Source organism: Limnobaculum zhutongyuii (assembly GCF_004295645.1).
Lineage (GTDB): Bacteria > Pseudomonadota > Gammaproteobacteria > Enterobacterales > Enterobacteriaceae > Limnobaculum > Limnobaculum zhutongyuii.
Window position 1 is genome coordinate 1,402,687 of sequence record NZ_CP034752.1, and the last position, 25,430, is coordinate 1,428,116.

Sequence of the window (25,430 nt, forward strand, 5' to 3'; positions counted from 1 at the left end):
GTTTATTATGTCAGAAAAAACCAGTATTCCGGTCGTTGCCATTCCTGAAGGCTATATGATGGACCGTAAGCAACGCCTTGTTCTTATCTCTCAAGTACCAGCCTACGATTTAGAAATGGATGCATTTGTCCGTGCTCAGATTGCTGCTGCTAAAAAAATCCAGGTGCAATTAATGGATTTCAAAACATCAGCCTTCTCCGATTGTTATGCCTGGTTAGATTTAGTGGCTGAGAAATATAACCGTCAGATGGGCGGGGTTAAGGGGAACGTCACGTTTTCCTCTTATGATGGCTCTCAGCAAATTCAGATAAAAGTTCAAGACACTTTAGTGTTTGGGCCGGAATTACAGGTTGCGAAAGAGATTATCGATGAGTGTTTGCACGAATGGTCAGAGGGTGCGAACGCTAACCTACGCGCTCTGGTTACAGATGCGTTTGCCGTTGATAAAGAAGGTCAATTGAACACTGGCCGCATTCTGTCGCTACGTCGTATCAAGATTGATGATGAACGTTGGTTACAGGCTATGGATGCAATTGCGGACTCTCTACTGATAGCAACGTCAAAAACTTATATTAATTTTCGTGAAAAAGCAGCTGATGGCAAATTAATTGCGATCCCATTAGATATTGCAGCGGTGTGATATGGCCGCTCAGGAATTTAATAAGAAATATCCTGTTGGTTCGGGCTTTATTTATCAACCTAATAAAATCTTGCGTGGTGGTCGTGCTGTCCGAACGCTTGATATTGCAAGAGATTTAACGGATTCCACAGTAGTCGAAATAAACTGTGAACCACATTGGGTAAAAATAGAGACGCTGACTCCAGCGGGTTAATTTAAAAACTTATTAATAACTCTTTAAATATGGCGTAAACCCGCCGGGGCGGCGTTACGCCTAAAACAGGAGGTTTTATATGAAATTATTTATTTATGGTAACGAACCTGGAGATATTGCAGCACACGGTGAGTATCAACATGGTGTCGATGCATCTCTGTTGCCATGTCCATTTTGCGCGTCAGATGAATTAACTGTTGATAATTCATGGACGCCTTACTACAGCGTTGAATGCCAGTGTTGTGGCGCATCTATTCCAGGTAATTTTGAACCTAATACTTTCCGTTTTAATAGTAAGGAAGAATGTCGCTGCGCTCATGAGCAAGCGTTTAATTCTGCAATCAACTGCTGGAATAGTCGATTAGAAGAGGTACCTGCCAATGGTTGAGAATTTATCTAAAACAGAATCTTTACGCCAGTCGTTACGGATATTCGGCGAGTCTACTGGTTACGAGTTATTTCAGTATACCGGTATTCCGGTGGATTGCGTGGCATCGCTTTTACAGTATGACGTAGCGCAGGGATTAATCGTCAAAGGCTGGAAAGGCAAGCGTCGCAGCTACCAGTTGGCTCTTGGTTCGCCGAAGAAAGTTAAAAAGTATCACCGCGATCCTGCGAGTTATCGAAATGCCGTACCGGTATTGGTTGAATCAATCGAACGCCGTTTTATCTACATCGCGGTTCAGGCGACGGAGCTGGAGAAAAACGATGATTTTTTTGAGGCCATCAAACTGTGGATGAAAGCAGCCGGTTTAGCAGCATTAGATATCAATGCTGATTATTGTCGCCGCCGTGCGAATTACTGTCAGGCGGCAGTTGATCGTGGCTGGTCAAATTTGAATAACGGAGGCACAGCATGAGCGATAAAAAGCCTGTTGTATTTATTTCCGGACCAATGACCGGAATAGCCGATTTTAATCGCACAACCTTTAACTCATTGGCTGAAGTGCTAGAGGAACAAGGGTTTGTTGTTCTTAATCCTGCCGTTCTTCCCGATGGTTTAGCTCATGAACAGTACATGAAAATCACGTTAGCAATGCTTGAAGAGGCGGATGTGATGTTTCTGCTTGATGGATGGGATAACAGCAAAGGTGCAAAGCAGGAATTTATTAAGGCTAAACGCTTAGAACTGCTTTTTATGTATGAATCAAACGTGGCGCTAAAAGCCGCCGTAGAGAGTAGCCGCCATTTTAACGCGGTTGCGCGTGAGGCAAAAGTGGAGAATTCAATATGTTATTAAGCGTAACCGGCTGTGAGTACCAGCAAGATGGTGCAAAACGGATTTATACCATGACCAACAAATCCGTCGCCATAGAGTATCCGGCATACCCGAAGAAATCACAACTTCGCTTCTATGACTCTCGTGGCTATGCCATCAATAAAGCCAGCCTTAAGCAGGAACTGAAAAAGGCTGTTGAACTGTACAAGACAAAACGGGGGATCCATCCATGAGTTTACTACGCGATATGCCGGAAAGGCGTTTTAACCTGCTTTATCCCATAGGAACGCCGTTTACTTATTATCCCAATCCTGGAATTCCCGACGGTGAGATTGTGGTGACTGATTCTGAGGCATGGAAAACAGCGAAAGGTAAAGTTGTCGTTAAAGTTCGTGGCCGAATTGGTGGTGTAACCGTATCGAAGTTGTCACCACTGGACGTTGCTACCTGTACCGTTTGTGGGTGTGATGATCTGCGCGCCTGCATTGATGAAGCTGGTTCGCCTTGTTATTGGGTGCAGGTTAATCGCCTTAAAGGTACGGGTATTTGTTCGCATTGTGCGGAACACCTTAACCAAATGAATACATTTGGTGAACCAAAGTAATCGGATTGGTGCTGTATGAAAAATGAATTAGTAGGAATGGCAGGATTTAGACAACTGGTGGAAAGCGGCGGGATTGATGAATTTGTGGTCCAGCGCTTTAACGGACTATATCACCTGTTCGCAATCAACCGCAACTGTGGTGTGTCGTATTACCTGCGCGAACGGCGTGGAGACTACAAGACCTGGACAACGTTGGACAGAGCTGCCGCGTTTTTGTACAGCATCAATATTACCCAGTTTTCTATTCGTTGCGCTTAATAATGGTGGGATTGGAACAATGACTAATCTGAAGAAAAAACAACAGAACGCGGAGCGTAAACGCCGCCAAAGGGCAAACCAGGCCAAACGGTTCGGAGAGCATCGGCTTGAAACTGTGCTGTGTGACCGTGAATTCCAGGCACTGGAAATTATACGTGTTCGACGTAATCCTGGGCGGGAACCTTATTCCCGTAACGATTGCATATCTTTATTACTTTTGTGTGAACTTGCGCGGTTAGAGCGTCAGGAAGCCCGTTTGGGTAAGTGTCAGCATTGTGGCAACACTTTACCTGAAGGCTGTCAGGCTGCGTTTAAAGGCGAGGCAGTCTGTTGGTTTACCCGTGATTGTCGCGCACTAAATTTAACGGATGTGACCGGTCACGCCCGTCTGGAGGTTGAATGAGTAACGAAACCGAATATCCAGACAACTCTGACAATGTTCTAGCCTTTACGAAACGCTTTAATGAAAACGCTGATATCAAAGAGATGTTGAATGTTTCTAAAGCTAAAAAAGGTGAAGTTTATTGTCGTCATGAACGCATTGAAATTAATGAACATCAGCGTTCTGTCACGTGCCGACGTTGTAAGGCCGTAGTCGATCCATTCGACTGGATTAATTCTGTCGCAAAAAAAGAAGCCATTATAGCCTGGGAGTTAACCAGTTTAAGGCTAGAGATTAAGTCCCACCGAGAAGGACTGGAAAAATTAAAACGCGAGGAAACCAACTGTAAAGCACGTATACGAACGGCTAAAGCAAAACTGGAGGCTGATATATGAAATTGCTAGATAATCCTTATTACGAGCATTTGAAACTATCCAAACGCCAGTTAACAAGATTAGACCGCATGGTTAAGTCACTTACTGAAATGTCTTGTGACTGGGATGGGCTGGATAATGGTATGGAAAGCGACCTCGATTTTTTTGCCAGAGAATTATCTGAACTCTGTCGCGGTATTCAAGAGTTAAGGGGGAGCTGGAATGAGCATCATGACTAAAAAACTAATTAGCGGGGTTAAAGCCGGTCAGACCTATCTAAAATGGGATGATTCGACTTATCGCTCCGTTATCGCCCGTATAACGGGAGGTAAAACCAGTGCCACAAAATGTACCCTGGAAGAGCTGGAGAACATTAAAGAGTACATGCACGGACAATGGTTCCCGCGTAAATCATCAAAAAAACATGGTCGTACACCTAATGTGGCCATGAGCCGAAAGGCGATTCAGGGAAAGATTGAAGCCCTGTTATCAGAGGCTGATCGCCCCTGGCAGTATGCAGAGAGCATGGCCGTTCATATGTTTAAACGGCAGGCTATTGAATGGCTGACCACAGCAGAATTAACCAAACTGATGCAGGCATTGATTATTGATGCTAAACGTCATGGCCGGAGAACATCATGAAGCTATCATTCAATCGTGACGAACTGGAACGGTTAGAGTCGCTATTACCTGAGTCTGCGAAGTCATTAGTATTAATCCTTGGTTATGCCGCCACTGCACGTTTGATTAGCCGTTTTGGTGGTGTTACGCTGTCAGCGAAAACGGGCCTGGCTAAAGAGCGTAGCGGTGGTGTCCATACTATGTTGCGTGATGTACTCAATGATGATGAATTAAAAAAATTGATTGATTATCTGGGCGGCGATCAGTTTTATATTCCTCGTTGTGATGTAGCATTCCGGAAATTGCGAGACGCTAGATTTGTTGCGGCCATTGCTGAAAATCTGGATAAAGGGTTATCAACTCGCCAGGCAATGGCTCGACTCTGCCCTGAGTTTAATATTAGCGACCGTCAGGGCTGGAAGTTGATACATCAACACAATGCGGATAGCAGTAATCATCAACAGAATTTATTTTAAGGTGAATAATCCATGATTAAAAAATTGATACTTGCAACTATTGTTGTTGCTTCATTTTCAAGTCATGCAATCAGCGCTGAGGAATATCCTGGTGTACTATCATTACTACCTAAAGCACTTGCCGGAGATTATATTAGTCAGAGGAATTTAGCTTACTCTTACATGAATGGTTGGGGTAAAGAAGGCGCTAACGGTTATATACCCAAAGACCCTATTAGTGGTTGTGCGTGGCGAAAGTTAATTTTATTGACGAATAAAAACGCTGACTTCGGTGATGCGGGAAATGAATCTGTTGATTGTAGTAAAATACATCCAACAGATAATGCAAAAGTATGGGAAAAAGTTCATGCTGGCATCCAATTAATGTCTAAATTGAATGATATTAACAATAAAGGGCACTGATGTTAGGTTACTACTGGTTAATTAAATCCTATTGAACATTGTTCTTGGTTAAGTCAATATCCAATCTTGTAAGATAAATTAGAAAGCGCTGAACCCCTTCCACCGCTTCATTAAATAGTAATCCCCCATGATAACTCCATACTGAAACTATGGAGTTTTTTTTATGGCTGAGCCAACCAGTGCTGTAGTAAGCGGAGGCTTATTATTAGGGGTAGCCGTTCCAGGATATTTAGCCGGACTAGACCCCAGCGTCATTATCGCCTCATTTGCAGGCGCAGCGGTATTCATGGCAACCGCTATCGACTTCCCCGTTTGGCAACGCATTATTCTATTTTTAGTCTCAATCGCACTCGGTGTATTTGGTGCTGATGTGGCGGCAAAAATACTGACTGTTGTTCTTAGTGTACCTTTGCGCGATGTGACCATACCTCAATCATTTGGTGCAGCAATCACGTCCGCATCCGCCGTTCGGGTCCTAATGTCATTTAGCAAGCCATCACGAGACGGCGAATCAATATGGAGCCGATTCTGGTTTAAAAAACGCGATAGCAATAATGAGGGAGAAGAGTGATGTTTGATAACCCATTGTTAGCCATTAACGTTGTTATTTGTGCGCTGATAATCATTCGTTTAATGACGTTTCGCCGTGGTAATAAAAAACATAATCCGACACGGGCTTACCTTTCCTATTTTTTAGCCGTTGCCTGCTTTGTTGTGATTGTTCGTATCGTATTTAAACAATATGTCTATATCGACTGGGCGGAGACTGTGCTGAATTTGGTGCTGTGTATCGCTATTTACTCAGCTAAAGGCAATATTTCAGAGCTATTTAAAACACGTCGCAGAGGTGTGAAATGACTAAGCAAACTGAGCCGCGCTGGTTAACTCTGGCTCGTCAATTTCTGGGGTTACGTGAAATTAAAGGCACTAAACATGCGCCTGAAATCGTCCAGTTCTGGCGGGATATTAAGCGTAGCGGTATCAAAGATGATGAAACGCCCTGGTGCGCCGCTTTCGTCGGTGCCGTACTGGAACACTCTGGTATTAAGTCAAGCCGATTCGAATCGGCCAAATCCTATTTAAGCTGGGGCGTTAAACTGCAACAACCTGCTGTAGGCGCTATTGCAGTCCTTAGCCGCACTGGAGGCGGTCATGTGGCGTTTGTTGTAGGCCAGAATAGCAATGGCGATCTGTTGTTATTGGGCGGTAATCAAAACGATGCGGTCAATATCGCGGCATTTTCACGTAACCGTGTGGAAGAGTACCGATGGCCTACGGATGAACCGTTGCCTGTTGGCGGACCATTACCGCAGCTTAACGCTGCGAACTCAACACGGGAGTCGTGATGTCGTCGTATCGCTACTTATTGCTTATTGGCGCGTTTGTTTTACTGGCGCTGGCGGCGTTTACCTTTTTCAGACAGTCACAACGACTGGCGGATGAAGTGCAGCAGGTAACACGCGAACGGGATGCGGCAAAGGCTGCACAGACAGCACAGGCAAAACAATTCAATCGGGAAGCGGAATTTTCAGCGCTGGCAGGATTATCAGCGTTATCAGGCGAGATCAAAACGGAGCGGGTAAAAATTGAAATTCGAGAAAAAGTTAAAACTCAGCCATGTGCCAGCGAGCATATTAATAGTGATGCTGCTCGCCAGTTGTGGGATATCTCAGGACGGGGCCGCGCCGCCATACACACCACTTCCTGCAAATCTGACAGCACCAATATTGCCACCGCAACCGGGAAGTGAACCGGGTGCATTAACCTGGGGTGAATCGCTGGAGTTAAACGTGGTGTTATACGGCGTTATTACACGGGTAAATTGCGAGAGAGCATTAATCAGGCAAATTGAAAAACAGCGGCAAGACCCTGCCGCAGACAGGTCGGTAGTATTACCGGTTGAGTGTGAGGAATAGAACACATGGCATGGCCGCAGGAAATCAGGGAAAGCGTAAGACACAAGTACATTTTTAATCAACTAACACTTGAACAAGTGTCGGCTGACTGCGGCGTACCCTTTGACACGGTTAGACGTTGGAAAGCTCAGGCGTTGGCTAAGGGCGATGATTGGGAAAAGCTCCGTACAGCTCACACCATTGCCGGTGGAACACTGGAAGATATTACCCGGACCGTATTAACCAGTCTGGTGATTAAGTTCCAGAGTGTGATTGAACGCATTAATAGCAATCCCGACTTGCCTCCGGAACAAAGTGTAGAACTGTTAACCAGTATTGCAGATGCATTCAGTAAGGCTACGGCAGCCAGTCGCCGTGTATTACCGGAGACGGACCGATTAGCAACAGCCCTGGAAGTTGTTCAACTGTTGGGTACGTTTATTTCAGAGAATTACCCTCAACATCTTTCGGCTTTTGCTGAAGTGTTAGAACCTTTTGGTGAAAAAATAGGGAAGTCCTTTGGGTGACATTAATCAGACTCAGGCAGATTAAGCCCGGAGCTATTCTCCGGGATAGTAATCATTTTTTTAGGGTGGTTTACCAGGTTGTTTTTATGAATATATATCAACGTACGCACCGTAAGTTATTTAATGAAGGTTGTCTGTTGTCTCCGGAAAAACAGCATCAATATCAAACGTTGTTTCATTACTCACTGGGTACGGGAGCTTCATTTTGTACATTAAAAACAAAACTGAAAACTTTGTCTTTGCTGATGGCGATAACCCGGTAGGCATATACATAACGGTATTGTTAGCCTTCTCATTCGCTATGCAGAGGATATGGGATTGAATCAGGCGCTCAAGAAGAATACGCCAGACAATCAGGGGATATTCTGACCAGTCAGAATCATGAAAAATAAAGTTTTTAATAGCGGTATCCGCTTCTCTTTCAAACTGCTTACGATAACGAACAGTTTTTATTTGGTGAAATCTGTTTTTGAAGCATTGATTTAGTGGCCATAAATAAGACAGTACCTGCATACCATTTATTGGGAGGCGTTGGGTGTGGTTATCTAACAGAGTACCGGTTTGTTTTTCAACCAGAAGATTGAGTAATGAATAATGTTTATCGTCCAATTTAATATCCTTTTTTAGATATGAAAACAGTATCTGATATTTTGAGTTTCATTTTGTAGGTGTCTGAAGTTATGAGCAAGAAGTTCTCTATCAGGGAGTTCAAAAAAGGTCTGGTCGAATACGCCACCAGTCTGCGTCAGACTATCGAAGCTGAATGCATTGGTTTTGACACTGATGCAGAGGTCTCTGTTGAACGCCGTGCCAGAGTTATCGATAAGGAAAATGGTTTTGCTTTCTTTGTTCAGACTTATTTCCCACATTATATTCGTCATGATTCGCAGAGTGAATTACACCGCTATCTGTTTAAACGTCTCCCCCAGATTGTGGCAAGCGCTAAAGGCGAAAGCGACGCGATAGCTGCACCGCGTGGTGAAGCTAAATCGACACTGGTCAGCCAGCTATTTACGCTGTGGAATATTATTATCGGGTCCAAGCATTACCCGGTCATCATAATGGATTCTATTGACCAGGCTTACCCCATGCTGGAAGCCATCAAAGCAGAACTGGAATTTAACCCCCGGTTAAAGCTGGATTATCCTGATATTTGTGGTCAGGGCCGAGTCTGGCAAATGGGGACCGTTGTCACCCGTAATAATATTAAGGTGACAGTAGCCGGTAGCGGTAAGAAACTCCGGGGATTACGGCACGGCCCATATCGACCAGATCTGGTTATCCTGGATGATATAGAGAATGACGAATTAGTTCGTAATCCGGACCAGCGAGATAAGTTACAAAACTGGTTAACGAAGACGGTAATGCCACTGGGTGAAGCCGGAGGCAAAACGGATATTGTCTATATCGGTACCATTCTGCACTACGATTCTGTCCTCTCTCGTACCCTGAATAATCCATTGTGGACGATAGCCAGATTCAAGGCGATAGTTCGCTGGCCGGTCAATATGAAACTCTGGGATACCTGGGAAGAGTTGATCCGTAACCGGCAACCGGAAGCAGCGGAGCAGTATTACCAGGATAATGAAGTTGAAATGCTCGAAGGTGCGGTAGTGTCCTGGGATGCCCGACCACTATTGGCGCTGATGCTCATCCGGGCACGGGATGGTCACTCTACGTTTGATTCAGAATATCAAAACGACCCGGTAAGTGGTGAAGATGCCATATTTACCGGCTGTATTAATTTTTGGGTTAATCGTCTGAATGAGTGGATATTTTATGGTGCCTGTGACCCCAGTCTGGGTAAAGCCGGTGCAAGTCGTGACCCTTCCGCGTTACTTGTGGGTGGTTTCAATCGTTACACCGGTATTCTGGATGTTGTTGAAGCAGACATTCGTCGCCGTCTACCGGATAAAATCATTGAAGATATTATCCGGTACCAGGGGCAATATCATTGTCTGGCCTGGTCATTTGAATCCGTTCAGTTTCAGGAATTTTTAAGAACCGTATTAGTCCAGCGTTCAGCCGAGCGTGGTATTCCGGTTCCGGCAATCCCGGTTATCCCCAGTACCGATAAATTGTTGCGCATAGAATCATTGCAGCCTCATATGGCCAACGGTCTCATTCGATTACACCCTTCACAGCAAACGCTGATTGACCAGTTACGTCATTTTCCTAAAGCCGATCATGATGACGGTCCGGATGCGCTTCATATGCTGTGGTCTCTGGCCGTTTCTCGTGCCGCCAAATTTGAAATTCATACACCGAACCGTAGCCGTGATAACGATGCCGGACGATTTGACAGAGGAGCGTGGTAACAATGCCACAAATCGTAGATCAGTATGGGCGTCCGTTAAAATCAGAGACGCTGAAAACCCAACAAACGGTGAAGACCGCCGATATTTCGCGAGTCTATCCCGATCATCCGTCCCGTGGATTAAATATCCGCAAGCTGCCGCGTATTTTACAACAGGCGGAACAAGGCAATTTAACGGCGCAAGCCTGTCTATTCGGCGATATGGAAGAGCGTGACGGCCATTTGTTTGCGGAAATGGAGAAGCGTAAAAACGTCCTGCTGACGTTAGATTATTCCATTGAGCCTCCGGAGAACGCCACAGCGGAAGAAAAGAATCTGGCGGCCGCCGTCAGCGAATGGATTAAAGGCATACCCAATCTGGAAGACGTTATTTTAAATGGTATGACCGCAATTGGTTATGGATTTTCGTGTCAGGAAATCGCCTGGGAAATGCAGGAAAAAATCTGGGTGCCTGAGTCGCTCATGCTACGTCCTCATTACTGGTTCAATACTCGACCAGAGGACGGGGATAAAATCGTACTGGATGATGGTACCTACCAGAACGGCCAGAGTGGTAGCGAGTTATGGCCGTTTGGCTGGCTGGTTCATCGTCATAACGCTCGCTCCGGGTTTATTGGCTCTTCCGGATTATTCCGGGTATTAGTCTGGCCATACCTGTTTAAAAACTTTGCGTTACGTGACCTGGCTGAATTCCTGGAGATTTATGGTCTACCGGCTCGCATCGCGTATTATGCTCAGGGTACCAGTGATGAAGACCGGGATAAGATATTAAATGCCCTGGTTCGTTTAGGCCATGACGCGGTAGCCGCACTCCCGCAGGGAAATGAAATCAAGTTTGAAAGCGCGGCATCCGGAGGGAGTGAGCCATTCCAGGCGATGATTGACTGGGCTGAACGCACGGTTTCTAAAGTGGTATTGGGTAGCACACTCACGACTCAGGCCGATGGTAAAAGCTCCACCAATGCATTAGGAAATGTTCATAACGAAGTGCGCCATGACCTGATGACATCGGATGCTCGCCAGTTAGAAGGCATGTTTAAGAGCCTGATATCCATGCTGGCGGCATTAAATGGTTATGGTGATATCAGTTACCGCCGTTTACCTCGACTGGTATTTGATACGCATGAAGAAATTGACCTGTCTGATTTTGCGGATAGCGTGGCGACATTGGTTAATGATGTTGGCATGGACGATATTCCGGTTTCATGGGTGAGGAAAAAAACCGGTATCCCGGCGGCGAAAAACGGCGAACCGGTATTAAAGCCACGGGTGACCATGACACCTATCCCGACCGCACTGAATCAGTCCATTTTAAAACTGGCCGCGCTGAACTCTCCGGTATCAGAGAATGACGACCCCGCCATGATAACGATGGAGAACGCCCCATTACCGGCTGAACAGATTAACCAGGCGATGAGCGAATTACTCACCCCTATGATTGAGGCGTTAAGTGCAGGTAAAAGCGCTGACGAAGCCATGAATATTATTGCGGCCAGCTACCCGGCGCTGGATGATTCAACATTACGTCAGGTTCTCAGCCAGGCATTTTTTGTTGTTGATATCTGGGGGCGGCTCAATGCCAACACTTAATGCGGCTGAACTGGGATATGCATTTACGTTAAAACCCGAAGAGGCTATCCAGTATTTTGAAAGTAAGGGGTATGTCATTGGTTTTAACTGGCATGATGTTGAAGCTGATGCACATGCCCGTGCGTTCACCGTTGCTGGTGTCATGAAGCTGGATGTTTTAGAGGATATTGAAACAGCATTAAATGAGTCGTTAAAAAACGGTGAAACCTACGAAGAGTTTAAAAAGAACCTGTTACCTACCCTGGAACAAAAAGGCTGGATAGGTAAAGGGCTGGTCTCCGACCCGGAGACGGGAGAACTGCAAGGTAAGCAGCTTACCCCTCGGCGTTTGAAAACCATTTTTGATACCAACAATGCCACTAACTATAACGCGGGTCGCTATGTTCAGCAGATGGGGGATGTTGCAAATCGTCCATACTGGGAACGCGTAGAGGTCATGGATAATCGTACCCGCGCCTCATGTACAGCCGTTCATGGGTTTACTGCGCGTTATGATGATCCTGTCTGGAACTTTCTCTACCCACCTGGCGGTTTCGGCTGTCGTGGCCGAGTCAGAGCGCGTTCAGAGGCAGATGTAACGCAGTATAATCTAACGGTTCAGTCCAGTGATGACCGCCTGGTTGAGGTCGAGCAACCCTATGGTAATACCACTATCCAGTCAACCGGGCTACGACTGACCAGTAACAAGGTGTATGTTCCCGATCCGGGTTTTGGGTTTAATCCTGGTAAGGTGGCCTGGCAACCTAATTTAGAAAAGTATGATTACCAACCCGCTCGCCAGTATGTTTCCCGTTCGTTAGCCGGTCCGGATTTTGCCAGAGGACTCAATAACGTTTCATCACTGGCTCCACAACAGCAGTACCCCGTCGGCGTACTCTCCCCGGAACAAATGAAAGTCACCGGTATGCAGCAGCAAACTGTTACGGTAGCAGCACCACAGATGCAGCAATTTGCTGCTCAGGACATGACACGGGCCGATTACATTTGGGTTCAGTCTGTTATTGATGAACCAGACCAGGTGATAAGCACCGGTACCGACGTTAAGTTTTACCGGAAAAATGGAAACCAGTGGGATGTTGCAACCGTCATCAATAATCTGCTGATGGATTTCACCCGCGTTAACAGTCCGGAGCCGGGGAAATAACCCGATGTTTCATTTAAAAATCGATGTTTCCCTGTATGAAAAATCCCTGGCTAAATTACTGGAAGGTACCCGTAACCGCCGTGAGCTGATGGGTCAGTTAACCGGGGATATGTTGGATGCGGTAGAGGAAAACTTTAAACAACAGGGTCGTCCGGCCTGGCTGGGATGGTCTCCCGCTTATGCTAAAAAGCGTGAAGGCGGAATGATACTGCAAAAGTCAGGGCGACTGGCGGCCAGTATTCGCGGTATCCATGATAATGACCGCTCTGTTGTGGGTACCAATGTTAAGTACGCCAGGATTCACAATCAGGGCGGCGATATTAGGCAGAAAGCCCGGACCACGTCACTGTATTATAAACAATCTAAGTCGGGAGAAGTCGGGAATCGGTTTGTCCCGAAACGCCAGTCTAACTTTGTGCAGAACGCTCATGTTGGTGCGTATACGGTCAGTATGCCAGCACGACCATTTTTACAGTTGATTGATAGTGATATAGATAAAATGAAAGAAACGGCACAGCGGTACTTTAGAGGGCTGGTTGACTGAGCAGGTGAAAATGCGCTGTAATCTCTCTGGTGCGTTTCTTCGTTTTTTCTGTATCATGGTTGCACTGCGTTTGTTTAAATCGCTTTTAAACGTTTTTAAAAGGGGTTTAACAGCGGTTGTATCATTACCCCATATTCATTATTTATTTTCTCCTGATATTCCACTTATCGCTGAACCCTGTCACCCGCTCGTTGCTGTGTAATATCGCTATTTTTGCGGTATGAAAATACGTATTGCAGCACTCACCCTTAAAATTAATCAGGCTACTGCGAATGAGATCCAGCTTTTTCCGGCGGGTGAATTTGCAGCGGTAGACGGCCGTCCCCACAATGTTGAAAGTGGTCAATGGACGTTAACGGCTGAACTGGCGTCCGTACTGATTGAGCAGGTGGCCTCATCAACAAACCCGTTCGTGATTGATTATGAACATCAAACATTACGTACCGTCACTAACGGACAACCTGCACCGGCCGCCGGTTGGTATAACGCGCTGGAATGGCGCGATGATGGTTTGTATGCCATTAACGTCACCTGGACAAAAACAGCCGCCACCATGATTGATAACGGTGAATACCGTTTTATCTCCCCCACTTTTTTATACAACAAAAAAGGCGAAGTCGTGCGCCTGTTGCACGCGGCTTTAACTAACACCCCCGCGCTGGATGGAATGGATGAGGTGATGTTAGCCGCAGCCAGTCGTCTGGCATCCTTATCAACTTCACCGGAGAACATCACCGTGGATGAAGAACTACTGGCGAACCTGCTGCAATCATTGCGCTGGACGCTGAATTTACCAGCAACCGCAACCGCCGAAGATATTGTGGCGGAACTGCAAAAAATTATTGATGCCGTCTCTGCGGGTCAGGGTATGGCGGCGACCAGTGTTGGTCTGTTAGCGCTGCTGACGCAAAAAGACGAGCAGATTGTGGCGCTGACTGCAACAGCTTACGACCCGGAAAAGCACGCGCCGATTGAAGTTGTTAACGACTTGCAAGCCAAACTGGCGGCGGTGTCCATTACCTCCACCGAAAGTATCGTTGATGGTCTGGTTACCGCCGCCTTGTCTGACGGCCGTCTCCTGCCTGTCCAGGAAGCCTGGGCAAAAGACCTGGGTAACAAAAGTGTCGATAGTCTGAAAAGCTTTTTAGATAAAGCGCCCAAGATTGCCGCACTAACCGGACAACAGTCTGATACCCAGACTAAACCGGACGTGGATAAAAAGAACCTGATTATGACCGAACTGGATGCGGAGCAACTGGCTATCTGTAATCAGTTCGGTAATGACCCGGCCGAAATCGCCAAGTTGCTACAGGGGGAATAACCAATGGGCGACAGAAATACCTGGATTAAAGACGGCGTTCTTATCGCCGTTCCTGTTGATGCCGGAGCACTCATTCACGCCGGTAATATCGTGTGTGTTAAGTCCTCCGGATTTGCTACCGAAGGTGGCGACGCTAATACCACCGCTATTGGTATGGCACACGAAACCGTTGATAACAGTACCGGTACGGCCGGTGAGCGGGCTGTAGTGGTCATGCGTGGCAAATTGTTTTTCCTGGCGAATGACAGTGCTGCACCCGTCACCGGGGCATTAATCGGCAAGTCCTGTTATCTGCTCAATAGCGTTACTGCCACGGCGACCGCGACCGGACACCCGGTTGCCGGTAAGGTTTTTGAAGTCAATCCCGATGGGGTGTGGGTGCTGATTGCGTAAACCTTCGCGTCAACCGCTCAATTTTTAAGGAACAATCAAATGATCGTGAACAAGAAAAATATCGCCGTTTTCTTTTTGAATCTGAAAACGACGTTTCAAAATGCGCTAAAGAGCGCACCAACCCAGTGGCAAAAAATTGCCATGAAAGTCCCGTCCAGCGGTAAGGTGAATGATTACAGTTGGCTGTCGAATTTCCCTGGTATGCGCAAATGGGTCGGCGATAAAGTGCTTAAAGCGCTGGCCGCGTTTAAATACACGGTTGTCAACGAAGACTGGGAGGCGACCATCCAGGTTGACCGTAACGATCTCGAAGATGATCAGACGGGCCAATATGCACTACAAGCCAAATCAGCCGGTGAATCAGGGGCACAGCTTCCTGATGATATCGTTTTCGGTTTGGTGAATACCGCCTTTAACAGCCTGTGTTACGACGGCCAGTATTTCTTTGATACTGACCATCCTATGGGTGCCGGGACCTTCTCCAACCGCAGCACGAAAGCGCTGTCCATTGATAGCCTGGCCGCAGCAAAAGCATCATTTGGTGCAGCTCGCACCCAAATGCAAAAGGTAAAGGATGACGATGGCCGCGCGCTGAACGTTCGCCCTAATATTTTGTTAGTCCCTGTGGCCCTTGAGGATACGGCAAAAGCATTAATGACGGTCGACCGTTTAGAAGATGGTAAAGCCAATATCTATAAAGGTGCTTGTGAAGTGGTTGTCGAACCGCGATTGACATCAGACACCGCCTGGTACCTGCTGGATACCAGTAAACCGCTGATGCCGTTTATCTACCAGGAGCGTAAAGCGCCGCAATCCGTAGAACAGACCGACGAAAATTCGGACGATGTGTTCATGCGTAAATTGCTGAAGTTTGGCGTTGAAGCGCGTGCGGCGGGTGGTTATGGCTTATGGCAGCTCGCGTATGGTTCAACCGGAACAGAGGCGTAATCAGTCATGGAAAAAGTTATTCAAATTACCAGTAAACGTGAAGGATTCCGCCGCTGTGGTATTGCTCACAGCGAGACGACAACCTCCTACCCGTTAGATCGGTTCACCAAAGATGAACTTGAACGGCTTCAGAATGAGCCGATGTTGATTGTGCATATTACCGAGCCAACCAACAACGCCAAAAACGATGAGTTAGCTGAACTGAATGCCAATGTACAGGCGCTTTATCAAGACGTTCTGGATGGTCAGTCTAAGAACGATGAGCTGACGCAAAAACTGGCTGATGCATTGCGTGAAAATAATGACCTGCAAGCCCAACTGGTTGCCGGTACTAAAGCTCTCACCGATGCTGAAGCTGAGATAGCACGGCTTAATGCTGAACTGACAGCATTAAAAACACCAGAGTCCGACAAACCGGGCGCTAAGGCGAAGTAATGAGCTACGCAACCGGAGATGACATGGTGACAACGTTCGGTGAGCGCGAATGTATTTCGCTCACCGATCACAGTCACACCGGCGAGATTGACCAGAGCGTCATGGATAATGCGCTATCGCGTGCCAGTGCAGAAATTGATGGTTATCTTGTTGGTCGTTACGCCACGCCCTGGCCGGATGCACCGCGCATTTTAGTCGGGCGATGCTGTGATATCGCCCGTTATCAACTTGCCAGTGCGGAACGGATTTTATCGGATGAGATTAAGTTGCGATACGACGATGCCATCCGTTTCCTGGTTCAGGTCGCCAGCGGCAAGATTAGCCTGGGACGTACTGATACGGGTTCCGTTATTCAGGGTTCGTCTCAGGTGAAAATCTACTCTGGTTCTCGCCAGTTTGGGCGTGATTCTACGGGGGGCGGCGCATTTTGATTACGGATATTGAAACAGCGTTGGTTGCCCGACTACAGGCGGGTCTGGGTAAGATGGTCCGGGAAGTCGCCAGTTATGCCGGTGAGCTGGACGATGATGTTGGCCGTATCGTCAGCGTCTTCCCGGCTATCTGGGTGACGTTTGGCGGTATTACAAAAACTGAACCGTCGGGAACATCGCACCAGAAGTATAAAACACATGGCCGGTTTGTCGTGGTGGTGGGTGATTATAACCCCCGCAGCGAAGCCTCTACCCGTCAGGGTGGAGTCAATAAAAACGAAGTTGGCAGTAACCTTCTGGTGCAGTCTGTTCGTCGGCTCCTCATCGGTCAGGACTTGGGACTTGCGGTTAAGGAGTTTATGCCTGGTCGGGTGAAAACCTTGTTTAACACCGCAACCCGTGACCGGGGCTATTCCGTTTATGCGTGTGAGTTTGACACCTACTGGATGGAGAACGCGCTGGAAAATGGTAAATGGCCATTACGTACTGATGACCCCAACGACCAGGATGCACCATTTAATACTTATCACGGTCGTCTATCTGACCCTGACCCGGATTTAACGAGCATTGGTACTCGCTATCATCAGCCAGGAACAGACACCAGTGCTGACGTGTTAGGCAATATCAAATTAGGAGAGCAGGATGACAACGCTACTGGTTAAGGCTCGCGCCGGGTTAAAAATCCCGCTGGAGCATAATCCTAAAAAGTACATCACCACCGAGCCGGTACCCGTGGAGAGTTCCGCATATTACCGCCGGGCAGTGAAAGATGGTGATTTGGTTCTCTGCCAGCCGGAGTCTACCAAGACGGTCAACGAGCCAGTGCCCGGTGAACCCACTCACGAGGAATCAACGCCTACGGTAAACCGAGGAAAAGCAAAATGACCCAGATTGATTTCGATACCATTAAAAACAGCATTCGTAAACCGGGTGTATACACTGAGTTCAATACCCGAACGGCGGTGAATACACTGCCCGGTAATCCTCAGCGAATGTTAGTTATCGCCCCCATGCTGGTTTCAGGTAGTGTCCCGTCATTAAAGCCGGTACCGGTATTCTCTGACGTTGAAGCAGAGAAATACTTCGGTGCCGGTTCTCTGGCGCACATCATGACGCGAGCGGCCATCAAGGCAAATGCCTATCTGCAATTAGATGTGATTGGTTTGCCAAATGATGGCGCAGGCCAGGCCGCTACCGGCACCCTTAAAATCACTGGTACGGCAACGAAAAGCGGTACCCTGAGCGTGTGGGTATCCGGCGAACGCGTGGATATCAGCATTGATAATGCATCAACGGCAGCAACGGTTAGCAGTGCCCTAGTCACCGCGTTAACGCAAAAGACCGACCTGTTAGTATCCGCCGCACTGGCAACCGATACCATCACCCTGACGTGTAAAACCAAAGGCGCATGGGGTAATGATATTCAACTGCGAGCCGTCACAACCGCCACCGGATTAACGCTGACAGTGACCGCAATGACGGGTGGCGAACTGGACCCGGATATTCAACCGGCGTTGGATGCCGTTTTTGCTGCCGGTCATCACGTTCTGGCCTGTCCGTTCAGTACCGAAACGGCATTGAATGCGCTTAGTGACCATCTGACTTCCACCGGTAGCGCGATGGAGCAGCGTGGTGCAGTCGGTTGTGCCGGGTGGACAGGTACGTCAGGTACCGGCATTACCCTTGCCAGTTCGGTCGATGATGGCCGTATCAGTATGCCCTGGTATCGCGGTTCTGAAAAACTACCGGCCATCCTGGCATCGGCTTACGCTGCCGTTCTGGCCGCTGAAGAAGACCCCGCTCAGCCCTTCGATAACGTTGAAATCGTCGGTATGGATGTGGTGGCGCTGGAAGACCGTATCAGTCGTAACGAGCAAGAAATGGTGCTGTATAACGGCCTGACACCCATTCAGGTTGGTCCGGGCAACGCGGTGCAGATTGTTCGCGCCATCAGTACCTATACCGTTAACCCTGCGGGTATAGCAGACCCGGCGTTACTGGATATTACCACTATCAGAACGCTGGATTATGTCCGTACATCCTGTAATACCCGTCTGGGATTACGGTTCCCGAACAGTAAAAAGACAAACCGCACGCGTGCTCGTGTCTGGTCTGAACTCTACGATGTGCTGCTGAAATTAGAAGATGCAGAGATTATCGAAAATGTGGAGGCCAATAAAGGTTACCTCATCGTGCAGGAAAATGGTCAGGATGTCAGCCGTTACGACTGCGTTATTCCGAGTGATGTGGTTAACGGGCTGCATGTTATTGCGTCCCGCATCGATTTATACCTGTAACCCAGGGAGATAAAAAATGGCTATTGAAGAGTATATCGGCTCCATTGTGATGGACGTCGATAGCCGGGAGGTTGAGATAACTGACCTGGGCGAACAGATTAATACCGGTAAGAAAATCGTTAAAACCATGAACAGTAAAGGCGTGGCAAAGGGATTTTCGCGGGGTATTGCAACGTATGATCTGGATATTTCCGCCGTGGTACCGCTGGATGGTGATATTGACTGGGAAAATCTGGAAGGTGTGAAAATTACTATCACCCCACTCAGTGGTAGCGGTGGTCAACGGTACTCTTATCTGGACTGTTTCACGTCTGAAGTCGGGCGTAAGTATACCGTCGATAACGAAGCCAAGATCGACATCAAAATGTCGGCAATGCGTAAGGTGTATGAGTCATGACCGAAAACAAGAAAACCGAGAGTGGCCGTCTGAAAAACGGCATTCTTTATAATGATACGCTTCATTATGAGTTTGAAATCCGTCTACCGGTGATGCGAGATACCAGTAGTGCATTAGAACAAACCGAAGAGGCGTATGGCCAGATTGAAGGTTATACGGCAAATACCTTCTACCGTCAGGCGGTTCTGTCGTCTGCTATCGTTAGCCTGGGCGATATTCCGAAAGAAGATATCACACCGGCCTTGTTCATGGAGGAGCTAACGGAAGACGATTACGATGAGTTTCAGTCCGCGATTGCTCGTCTTAAGGTAAAGCGCAACGGCGGGAATCCAGCCTCGCCGGACTCCGTATAGCGGTTCTGGCATTAGGTCGCTGCGGATTGTCTGAGGAACGGGTCATGAATATGACCCGTACTGAGTTAGATGGTTTTATCGCGGTGCTGGGTGTACTAAACGGGAAGAAACCACCGGCGGATAAAACCGCTGTCCGTAAACTGAAATCAATGCGTCAGAAGCGGCCTAAAAAGAAGAGGAATAAATAGATGTCCGGTGATTTTAAAGCCTCCATGACGCTAACGGCCGATGACCAGGCATCAAAACAACTGAGCACGGCCATTAAGGGCACCACGAAAGCGGTCACTGACGCTGAAAAAGCGGCCGCGAAAGCGGGTAATGTCCAGAAGAAAACTGCTGAACAATCTGTCCGTTCTACCCGTACTGCTGCTGAAGAGTTTCGCCGTGCTGCAAAAGCACGCGAAAATCTTGGTATCCGCTCCGAACAAACCATTCAACGAGAAATCGCCCAAACTATCGCCAGTTATAATCGCCTGGCTAAAAGTGGTGTGATGTCTGCTCGCGAGCAGGAACGTGCATACGGCAGTATGAAACAACGCGTCCGTGAGTTAAAAAGCGAAATGCAGGGTGTGGGCCGTGCCGCTCAACGGATGGGAAATCTTAAACGTTGGGGTGGAAACGCAATGAGTTTAGCGGGCGGTTTAGCTGCCGGTGCAGCGGTCATTGCCAAACCAATCTCAAATCAGATGACTTATGAACGCTCTCTTTCCTATATGACCAATACGGCATTTAGTAATGAGGATATGGCTGGCCGTGTCGCGGGGCGTAAAAAGTTAGCTGCATCGATTAGAGCGGCGGTCACCGCAGGAGGAGGAACAAAAGAGGATGCTGCTGATGCAATGAATACCATGCTGGCATCAGGCGCAGTGGGCTATGACACCGCGAATAAGTGGCTGCCCGATATTATGAAGAATGCCACCGGTTCCAAGGCATCAGCTAATGATTTAGCTACATTGGCTGTAAAAGCCAAACAGTCATTTGGATTATCTGATGAGGAAATTCCAACCGCCATTAATATGGCTATAGCTGCTGGTAAAGCAGGAAACTTCGAACTGAAAGACATGGCCAAACATTTGGCACCTCAAATGGCAGCGGCCCGCGCTACGGGTATGAGTGGTATTGATGACTTCGGTAAGATTCTGGCGCTTAATGAAATGTCCGGTATCACTGCCGGTTCCAGTGATGAGGCAGGCCTCATGTTGTTAACCTGCTGGCTAAAATTAACAGCGCCGACGCTGCCCGTGCGGCTAAAAAAGTTAAGGTTAACGGTAAAGGTATTGATTTACCTAAGACTCTGGCGCAAGCCCGTGAGCATGGTATTGACCCGATAGAGGCTTTCTCTCGTATCATTGATACGACCGTTTCCCAGGATAAAGAATTCCAAAAACTAAAAGCGCGCTTAGCCAATACCAAAAATAACGATGAAAAAAAAGCTACGCTGGATTCAATGTCTGACATTCTTGAGGGGGCGGGTGTCAGTCAGATAGTCGCTGATCGTCAGGCGCTGATGGCCCTGTTAGCCTACCGATATAATCAGGACTATAAAAAAGAACTGGATACACAAATTAATGAGCAGCGGACATTAAAACCGGGCGAACGTGCCGGGGATAAAGACTTCGATTTTATTGCTAACACTCCCGATTTCAAAGTTGAACAGGCAAAAAATGTCGCTGACTTCGCGCAAATGGACAGTATTAAGCCACTATCAGACGCTCTCGGTAATGCGGCAAGTCGCCTGACTGAGCTGGGTGTGGAATATCCTGAACTGGCCGCAGCCGCTGCCGGAGCGGCAACAGCCATTCAGGCAATGACGGCTGCTGCACTCGCCTTTGCCGGGATGAAATTCTTAACCGGTGGTGGTGGTCTTAGTGGCGCGGTTTCCGGTGCGGCAGCAGGAGCCGGTGCGGAATCCGTTGTCGACAGCGTTGGTGATATGTCGGATGTGGCCGGAGCTGGCGCAGTTTTAGGTGGTGTTGTGAAGCTGGGTGGTCTGGCACTGGCGGTCACCTCAATGGCAACCTTTAATACCGATGAAGAAGAAGACGAGTTAAAAAGTGGTGAGGCAAAATGGGCTGAACTCCGCGCCAAATATGGTCAAAATACGATTGATGCGGCACGTGAGAAGTATCAACCCTGGTACCAAATCGGCAGTGGCTACGCGGCTGAAAACGAGCAATGGATTCAACAGTACCTTCAGGATAACGATTCTCCACTTTCTCCCAATGTCGCCAGTGTTTCATCCGATGCCATTGTGGCCGCGTTGAATGGCGAAAAATCGGCAAATGCTGCATCAACCCAGGCACCACCACCGGCACCGTTAAATCTGACCACGCAACTAATGATAGATGGTCAAATGGTGGCTGAACTCGTTAATCAGTACAACGTGCAGGACGGTACACGTACTACCGGGGGAGCAAATTACTAATGGCCTGGTCAGAGAATTTACAGCGAGCTTCGTTTCGTGGGGTAAGGTTTGAGGTTTTAGATGTCACTGATTCTATTGGCCGCGCCCATGCGACCTATGAATATCCCTTTATTGATGGTGGTGACCTGAAAGATTTAGGCCGAAAACCGCGCCGTTATAAGTTCACCGCCTTTTTTTGGGGCGATGATTATGATGCCAGATTGCAGCGTTTTACCACCGCATTAGATGAGCCGGGGCCGGGTGAGTTAGTCCATCCGGTTTACGGCTCTATTCCTCACGCACTGGCAATTGAATATGAAATTAAGCATGTGGCGGATAATGTTGATAGTTGTGTTGTGGATCTGACGTTCCTGGAGGACCGTACCGGTACAACATTATTTAATCAGCAGCTTCCGGAACAACTGGGTGCGGCTATCTTCGATCGTCTGGATGAATTAGTCGAACAGGTGGCCAGTTTTTTTGATGCCATAATGGCCCCGATTAACATGGTTAAAAGCCTTTTAAAACGAGGTCGGGCGATTGCTAACACCCTGTTAAATACGCTGTTCATCTTTAAATCTGACATCCTGACCAGTATTGATGATTTTGAGGGTTTTCTTAAATATCCGTCTCAGTTCGTCCGGGAGTTCCAACGCCTGCTAGAGATGGACACCAGTAAAACCGGAAGTAGTATCCCGGCTCTGCGTAATAACACAACGTCAATTACAATAGCTAACCAACCCTTACGGCCGGTTAGTCCGGGCATGAATACCGCTGCACCTACGGATATCACTGCCACACCAACCACGGTTATCCCTGTCTGGAATAGTATCCTGGAAAGTATGGATGCGGTGGTGACGTTACCGGCGGACCTGATTAATGGTGATGTTCCGGCAACCATCCCAGTACCCGCCCAATCGGCTCCGGATGACGTTGTTGATGTTACCGTACTCTATGCCGTTCAGTCTGTCGGCGAGCTGGCGAACGCGGCAACCGCCATTTTGAGTGATGATATTCAGACGGCGGTATTATCTCCGGATGATATTGAAACCATTGTTGACAGTGTTCGCGAGCGTATGCAGAGCACTATCGACCGGATACGTCATCAATATGAACCTGCGCAGGAAACGATTAGCTCAGACACCACGCCGATTGGTCTGCTGTGGCAGCCGGTCGTGGCTCAATTAAAGAATGTAGCATTAGACCTGCAAAACTTAGGGTTAACGGTTATTGCTAAACGTCCGCCACTCACTAAAAAAACCGTGATAAGCGATAGCTGTCTGCGTTTATTAGCGCACCAATGGTATGGCGACCATTCCCGCGCCGTCGAATTACAGCGTCTGAATCCCCAATTACGTAACCCGAATAAGGTGAATGCCGGAGATGTTATTAATGCCTACACCCGATAATAGTCAGAACAGCCAGGCCAATGAAGCGGCGGTGAGTGACGATAAAATAACGCTATTGGTTGGCGGCAAGGCTCACAGTGACTGGTCAAATTACCGTATCGACAGTGATTTTCTGAAAGCGGCGGATGCCTGGCAACTGACATTAGGGCTTCCGGATAGCGTATTTCCTGACAATGTGGCCCGTGGTGCGCGTGTTTCTGTCCGCGTGGCCAATGATACGGTATTGTCTGGCCGTATCGATACCGTCACCCGGACGGTATCGCGCGGTGCCTTTTCGCTGGCACTGAACGGACGTGACGATGCCGGTATTCTGGTTGACTGTGCCGCACCGGTATTTTCAGCCGCACAGTTAGCACTGGAGGAAGTCATTGCCAGGATAGTCCGACCGCTGGGTATCACAAAAATTCGCATCCAGGCAGAAAGTTCATCGCGTAATGATAAGGCATCCATTAATCCGGGAGAGCGCGCCTGGGATGCATTAGCGAAAGCCGCCGCCGGTCGTGGCCTGTGGCCGTGGTTTGAACCGGACGGCACTCTGGTGGTGGGGGGGCCGGATTATAACGCGCCACCGGTGGCCACATTAGTGATGAACCTGAACGGTGAAGGAAATAACCTGTTATCACTGGAAGAAAGCAGCTCTATTCAGGGGGTGTTATTCCGAGTTAACCATTTTAGCGCAAGGCCATGCCCGAACGGTCACCAGTACGACCGGTGAGTCAGTGGATATCTGGGATGATGAGTCCGCCGGTAAAACCGGGCAGAACGATTTTAAATCAGTGGCCGGTGACCCGACGATACCGTATTACCGTCCACAAATCATTGTCGTGGGCGATGCCGATTCATCAGAACAGCTTAATTACCGGGCTAAAAAAGCAATGGCTGACGCCAGATTGTCCGGGCTGGATTTGGTTGCTGAGGTTAAGGGCCATCGTACACCGGATGGTGTTCTTTGGGTTCCCGGTCAGCGGGTCAGAATAAAAAGCGAGCCGCACGGTATTGATGGTATTTACTTTTTGATGGGACGGACGTTCAGCTTGAGTCGCCAGGATGGCCAGCGCACCTCTTTGCGCTTTAAAGAGGATGGTATCTGGCTTCCGGATGCCTACCCACGCAGGAAAACCCGCCACAAAGGTGGACGCAAAGGTAAAGATGATATTGCTGTTGTTCCGGTTTGGGAGAAAAGATAATGTGGAATCAGGTAAACCAAAAAATTAACCAGGCATTAAGTGGCGTTCGCCAGGCATTTCGAGTCGTACTGGGGGCCAGTAACAGTAGTGCAAAAGTTCAGACAAGTCAGGTTAAAGGGCTTTCCGGTGAAGATGTTCCAAGCTGTGAGTTGTTTCAACATTATGGTTTTACGTCTAACCCGCCAAGTGGAACAATGGGTATTGCGATTCCGTTGGGTGGTGTAACATCACACTCCATCATCGTGGCCACCGAGCACGGCACATACCGATTAAAATCATTAGTCAGTGGTGAAGTGGCTATTTACACCGATGAAGAGACCCGGATAGTATTAAAACGTGGACGCATTATCGAAACCGATTGTGATGTTTACCGAATCAATTGCAAGTCATTTGAAGTGAATGCCGAAACCAATGCCGATTTTAATACTCCGATGGTGACGGCCAGTCAGGAAGTAACTGCACAGGCTAAAATTACGGGTAACGGCGGCATGGCCATCAGCGGCAGCGGTGGTAGCGGCCCAACTGCCACCTTCACCGGCACCGTTCAGCAAAATGGCGGGGATTATCTGACCGATGGCGATGTGAAAGCCGGTACCGTGTCAGTTGTCAGCCATCAGCACCCTAATGGTGAAGGCGGAAGCCCGACCGGCGAACCTATCAAGTAGCCGC

The 25,430-nt window shown here is 48.1% G+C and carries 39 protein-coding genes and 1 pseudogene; 39 read left to right on the plus strand and 1 reads right to left on the minus strand.

The genetic code is table 11. The features are described 5' to 3' along the window. Positions 1 to 7 precede the first annotated feature (7 nt). The 19 genes from EKN56_RS05855 to EKN56_RS05945 all read left to right on the plus strand — a co-directional run bounded on the left by EKN56_RS05855 (position 8) and on the right by EKN56_RS05945 (position 7,591). Positions 8 to 640, plus strand: coding sequence for a DUF3164 family protein (locus EKN56_RS05855; protein ID WP_228723150.1), 633 nt, complete (start codon positions 8 to 10; stop codon positions 638 to 640). 1 nt (position 641) lies between these two features. After that, positions 642 to 833 carry a hypothetical protein gene (locus EKN56_RS05860; protein WP_130590948.1) on the plus strand — a complete coding sequence of 64 codons (192 nt, stop codon included), beginning with the start codon at positions 642 to 644 and terminating at the stop codon, positions 831 to 833. A gap of 79 nt (positions 834 to 912) precedes the next feature. Next, entirely contained in the window at positions 913 to 1,221 is a 309-nt protein-coding gene (locus EKN56_RS05865) for a Lar family restriction alleviation protein (RefSeq protein ID WP_130590949.1), read from the plus strand. Then, positions 1,214 to 1,693, plus strand: a complete 480-nt coding sequence (locus EKN56_RS05870) for an ANR family transcriptional regulator (protein ID WP_130590950.1) — start codon at positions 1,214 to 1,216, stop codon at positions 1,691 to 1,693. Before EKN56_RS05865 ends, EKN56_RS05870 begins: the two co-directional genes overlap by 8 nt. Next, positions 1,690 to 2,073: a DUF4406 domain-containing protein gene (locus EKN56_RS05875; RefSeq protein ID WP_130590951.1), complete on the plus strand. Its 384-nt coding sequence runs from the start codon at positions 1,690 to 1,692 to the stop codon at positions 2,071 to 2,073. The genes EKN56_RS05870 and EKN56_RS05875 overlap by 4 nt, the downstream gene beginning before the upstream one ends. Beyond that, positions 2,064 to 2,285: a hypothetical protein gene (locus tag EKN56_RS05880; protein ID WP_130590952.1), complete on the plus strand. Its 222-nt coding sequence runs from the start codon at positions 2,064 to 2,066 to the stop codon at positions 2,283 to 2,285. The genes EKN56_RS05875 and EKN56_RS05880 overlap by 10 nt, the downstream gene beginning before the upstream one ends. After that, positions 2,282 to 2,656: a hypothetical protein gene (locus EKN56_RS21010; protein WP_185955866.1), complete on the plus strand. Its 375-nt coding sequence runs from the start codon at positions 2,282 to 2,284 to the stop codon at positions 2,654 to 2,656. Before EKN56_RS05880 ends, EKN56_RS21010 begins: the two co-directional genes overlap by 4 nt. Before the next feature lie 15 nt (positions 2,657 to 2,671). Continuing rightward, a complete protein-coding gene (locus EKN56_RS05890) occupies positions 2,672 to 2,914 on the plus strand; it encodes a hypothetical protein (RefSeq protein ID WP_130590953.1) in 243 nt (80 codons plus the stop codon). 19 nt (positions 2,915 to 2,933) lie between these two features. After that, positions 2,934 to 3,317 (plus strand): hypothetical protein, encoded by a 384-nt coding sequence (locus EKN56_RS05895; protein ID WP_130590954.1) that lies wholly within the window; start codon positions 2,934 to 2,936, stop codon positions 3,315 to 3,317. Beyond that, positions 3,314 to 3,691, plus strand: coding sequence for a hypothetical protein (locus EKN56_RS05900; protein WP_130590955.1), 378 nt, complete (start codon positions 3,314 to 3,316; stop codon positions 3,689 to 3,691). Before EKN56_RS05895 ends, EKN56_RS05900 begins: the two co-directional genes overlap by 4 nt. After that, positions 3,688 to 3,909, plus strand: coding sequence for a hypothetical protein (locus tag EKN56_RS05905; protein ID WP_130590956.1), 222 nt, complete (start codon positions 3,688 to 3,690; stop codon positions 3,907 to 3,909). Before EKN56_RS05900 ends, EKN56_RS05905 begins: the two co-directional genes overlap by 4 nt. Continuing rightward, a complete protein-coding gene (locus EKN56_RS05910) occupies positions 3,902 to 4,312 on the plus strand; it encodes a regulatory protein GemA (RefSeq protein ID WP_185955865.1) in 411 nt (136 codons plus the stop codon). The genes EKN56_RS05905 and EKN56_RS05910 overlap by 8 nt, the downstream gene beginning before the upstream one ends. Further along, on the plus strand, positions 4,309 to 4,767 hold the full coding sequence (locus EKN56_RS05915; RefSeq protein ID WP_130590958.1) for a Mor transcription activator family protein: 459 nt from the start codon (positions 4,309 to 4,311) through the stop codon (positions 4,765 to 4,767). Before EKN56_RS05910 ends, EKN56_RS05915 begins: the two co-directional genes overlap by 4 nt. 12 nt (positions 4,768 to 4,779) lie before the next feature. Further along, positions 4,780 to 5,169, plus strand: coding sequence for a hypothetical protein (locus tag EKN56_RS05920; protein ID WP_246019976.1), 390 nt, complete (start codon positions 4,780 to 4,782; stop codon positions 5,167 to 5,169). Between the two features lie 163 nt (positions 5,170 to 5,332). Further along, positions 5,333 to 5,740, plus strand: a complete 408-nt coding sequence (locus EKN56_RS05925; RefSeq protein ID WP_130590959.1) for a putative holin — start codon at positions 5,333 to 5,335, stop codon at positions 5,738 to 5,740. Then, positions 5,740 to 6,027 (plus strand): phage holin family protein, encoded by a 288-nt coding sequence (locus EKN56_RS05930; RefSeq protein WP_130590960.1) that lies wholly within the window; start codon positions 5,740 to 5,742, stop codon positions 6,025 to 6,027. Before EKN56_RS05925 ends, EKN56_RS05930 begins: the two co-directional genes overlap by 1 nt. After that, on the plus strand, positions 6,024 to 6,515 hold the full coding sequence (locus EKN56_RS05935) for an NlpC/P60 family protein (RefSeq protein WP_130590961.1): 492 nt from the start codon (positions 6,024 to 6,026) through the stop codon (positions 6,513 to 6,515). The genes EKN56_RS05930 and EKN56_RS05935 overlap by 4 nt, the downstream gene beginning before the upstream one ends. Further along, positions 6,515 to 6,919: a hypothetical protein gene (locus tag EKN56_RS20870; protein ID WP_142665279.1), complete on the plus strand. Its 405-nt coding sequence runs from the start codon at positions 6,515 to 6,517 to the stop codon at positions 6,917 to 6,919. Before EKN56_RS05935 ends, EKN56_RS20870 begins: the two co-directional genes overlap by 1 nt. A 171-nt stretch (positions 6,920 to 7,090) precedes the next feature. Next, complete coding sequence (locus tag EKN56_RS05945; protein WP_130590962.1) at positions 7,091 to 7,591, plus strand: DUF1804 family protein; 501 nt, start codon at positions 7,091 to 7,093, stop codon at positions 7,589 to 7,591. Positions 7,592 to 7,711: 120 nt separating this feature from the next. Here EKN56_RS05945 and EKN56_RS05950 read toward each other — a convergent pair whose 3' ends face one another. Beyond that, positions 7,712 to 8,200 carry a hypothetical protein gene (locus tag EKN56_RS05950; protein WP_130590963.1) on the minus strand — a complete coding sequence of 163 codons (489 nt, stop codon included), beginning with the start codon at positions 8,198 to 8,200 and terminating at the stop codon, positions 7,712 to 7,714. Between the two features lie 71 nt (positions 8,201 to 8,271). Here EKN56_RS05950 and terL point away from each other — a divergent pair, with 71 nt between their 5' ends. From terL to EKN56_RS06040, 20 genes and pseudogenes are all read left to right on the plus strand, one after another. Next, complete coding sequence (terL, locus tag EKN56_RS05955) at positions 8,272 to 9,909, plus strand: phage terminase large subunit (RefSeq protein ID WP_130590964.1); 1,638 nt, start codon at positions 8,272 to 8,274, stop codon at positions 9,907 to 9,909. A gap of 2 nt (positions 9,910 to 9,911) precedes the next feature. Next, complete coding sequence (locus EKN56_RS05960; RefSeq protein ID WP_130590965.1) at positions 9,912 to 11,498, plus strand: DUF935 domain-containing protein; 1,587 nt, start codon at positions 9,912 to 9,914, stop codon at positions 11,496 to 11,498. Further along, positions 11,485 to 12,642: a phage head morphogenesis protein gene (locus EKN56_RS05965; RefSeq protein WP_130590966.1), complete on the plus strand. Its 1,158-nt coding sequence runs from the start codon at positions 11,485 to 11,487 to the stop codon at positions 12,640 to 12,642. Before EKN56_RS05960 ends, EKN56_RS05965 begins: the two co-directional genes overlap by 14 nt. A gap of 4 nt (positions 12,643 to 12,646) precedes the next feature. Next, positions 12,647 to 13,186, plus strand: coding sequence for a phage virion morphogenesis protein (locus EKN56_RS05970; RefSeq protein ID WP_130590967.1), 540 nt, complete (start codon positions 12,647 to 12,649; stop codon positions 13,184 to 13,186). A gap of 220 nt (positions 13,187 to 13,406) precedes the next feature. Next, the gene (locus tag EKN56_RS05975) at positions 13,407 to 14,507 is read left to right on the plus strand and encodes a phage protease (RefSeq protein ID WP_130590968.1); all 1,101 of its coding nucleotides are present in this window, start codon (positions 13,407 to 13,409) and stop codon (positions 14,505 to 14,507) included. A 3-nt stretch (positions 14,508 to 14,510) separates the two neighbouring features. Continuing rightward, positions 14,511 to 14,900, plus strand: coding sequence for a hypothetical protein (locus tag EKN56_RS05980; RefSeq protein ID WP_130590969.1), 390 nt, complete (start codon positions 14,511 to 14,513; stop codon positions 14,898 to 14,900). Between the two features lie 39 nt (positions 14,901 to 14,939). After that, positions 14,940 to 15,848: a Mu-like prophage major head subunit gpT family protein gene (locus EKN56_RS05985; protein ID WP_130590970.1), complete on the plus strand. Its 909-nt coding sequence runs from the start codon at positions 14,940 to 14,942 to the stop codon at positions 15,846 to 15,848. A 6-nt stretch (positions 15,849 to 15,854) separates the two neighbouring features. Further along, the gene (locus tag EKN56_RS05990; RefSeq protein WP_168189613.1) at positions 15,855 to 16,283 is read left to right on the plus strand and encodes an HI1506-related protein; all 429 of its coding nucleotides are present in this window, start codon (positions 15,855 to 15,857) and stop codon (positions 16,281 to 16,283) included. After that, positions 16,283 to 16,714: a gp436 family protein gene (locus EKN56_RS05995; protein ID WP_130590971.1), complete on the plus strand. Its 432-nt coding sequence runs from the start codon at positions 16,283 to 16,285 to the stop codon at positions 16,712 to 16,714. Before EKN56_RS05990 ends, EKN56_RS05995 begins: the two co-directional genes overlap by 1 nt. Further along, positions 16,711 to 17,376: a DUF1834 family protein gene (locus EKN56_RS06000; protein ID WP_130590972.1), complete on the plus strand. Its 666-nt coding sequence runs from the start codon at positions 16,711 to 16,713 to the stop codon at positions 17,374 to 17,376. Before EKN56_RS05995 ends, EKN56_RS06000 begins: the two co-directional genes overlap by 4 nt. Beyond that, positions 17,357 to 17,599 (plus strand): DUF2635 domain-containing protein, encoded by a 243-nt coding sequence (locus tag EKN56_RS21015; protein ID WP_130590973.1) that lies wholly within the window; start codon positions 17,357 to 17,359, stop codon positions 17,597 to 17,599. Before EKN56_RS06000 ends, EKN56_RS21015 begins: the two co-directional genes overlap by 20 nt. Then, positions 17,596 to 19,011, plus strand: a complete 1,416-nt coding sequence (locus EKN56_RS06010; RefSeq protein WP_130590974.1) for a phage tail sheath C-terminal domain-containing protein — start codon at positions 17,596 to 17,598, stop codon at positions 19,009 to 19,011. The genes EKN56_RS21015 and EKN56_RS06010 overlap by 4 nt, the downstream gene beginning before the upstream one ends. A 16-nt stretch (positions 19,012 to 19,027) precedes the next feature. Then, positions 19,028 to 19,408, plus strand: coding sequence for a phage tail protein (locus EKN56_RS06015; protein WP_130590975.1), 381 nt, complete (start codon positions 19,028 to 19,030; stop codon positions 19,406 to 19,408). After that, positions 19,405 to 19,761 carry a hypothetical protein gene (locus EKN56_RS06020; RefSeq protein ID WP_130590976.1) on the plus strand — a complete coding sequence of 119 codons (357 nt, stop codon included), beginning with the start codon at positions 19,405 to 19,407 and terminating at the stop codon, positions 19,759 to 19,761. The genes EKN56_RS06015 and EKN56_RS06020 overlap by 4 nt, the downstream gene beginning before the upstream one ends. 44 nt (positions 19,762 to 19,805) lie before the next feature. Next, entirely contained in the window at positions 19,806 to 19,949 is a 144-nt protein-coding gene (locus EKN56_RS20880) for a hypothetical protein (RefSeq protein ID WP_168189614.1), read from the plus strand. Beyond that, the gene (locus tag EKN56_RS21135) at positions 19,950 to 21,092 is read left to right on the plus strand and encodes a phage tail tape measure protein (RefSeq protein ID WP_246019978.1); all 1,143 of its coding nucleotides are present in this window, start codon (positions 19,950 to 19,952) and stop codon (positions 21,090 to 21,092) included. 116 nt (positions 21,093 to 21,208) lie between these two features. After that, the gene (locus tag EKN56_RS21140) at positions 21,209 to 22,186 is read left to right on the plus strand and encodes a hypothetical protein (RefSeq protein ID WP_246019980.1); all 978 of its coding nucleotides are present in this window, start codon (positions 21,209 to 21,211) and stop codon (positions 22,184 to 22,186) included. Further along, positions 22,186 to 23,574: a DNA circularization protein gene (locus EKN56_RS06030; protein ID WP_130590977.1), complete on the plus strand. Its 1,389-nt coding sequence runs from the start codon at positions 22,186 to 22,188 to the stop codon at positions 23,572 to 23,574. The genes EKN56_RS21140 and EKN56_RS06030 overlap by 1 nt, the downstream gene beginning before the upstream one ends. Further along, positions 23,558 to 24,761: pseudogene (locus EKN56_RS06035) on the plus strand (phage baseplate assembly protein). The gene EKN56_RS06030 and the pseudogene EKN56_RS06035 overlap by 17 nt, the downstream one beginning before the upstream one ends. Next, positions 24,761 to 25,426 carry a phage baseplate assembly protein V gene (locus EKN56_RS06040; RefSeq protein ID WP_130590978.1) on the plus strand — a complete coding sequence of 222 codons (666 nt, stop codon included), beginning with the start codon at positions 24,761 to 24,763 and terminating at the stop codon, positions 25,424 to 25,426. Before EKN56_RS06035 ends, EKN56_RS06040 begins: the two are co-directional and overlap by 1 nt. The last annotated feature ends 4 nt before the right edge of the window (positions 25,427 to 25,430 follow it).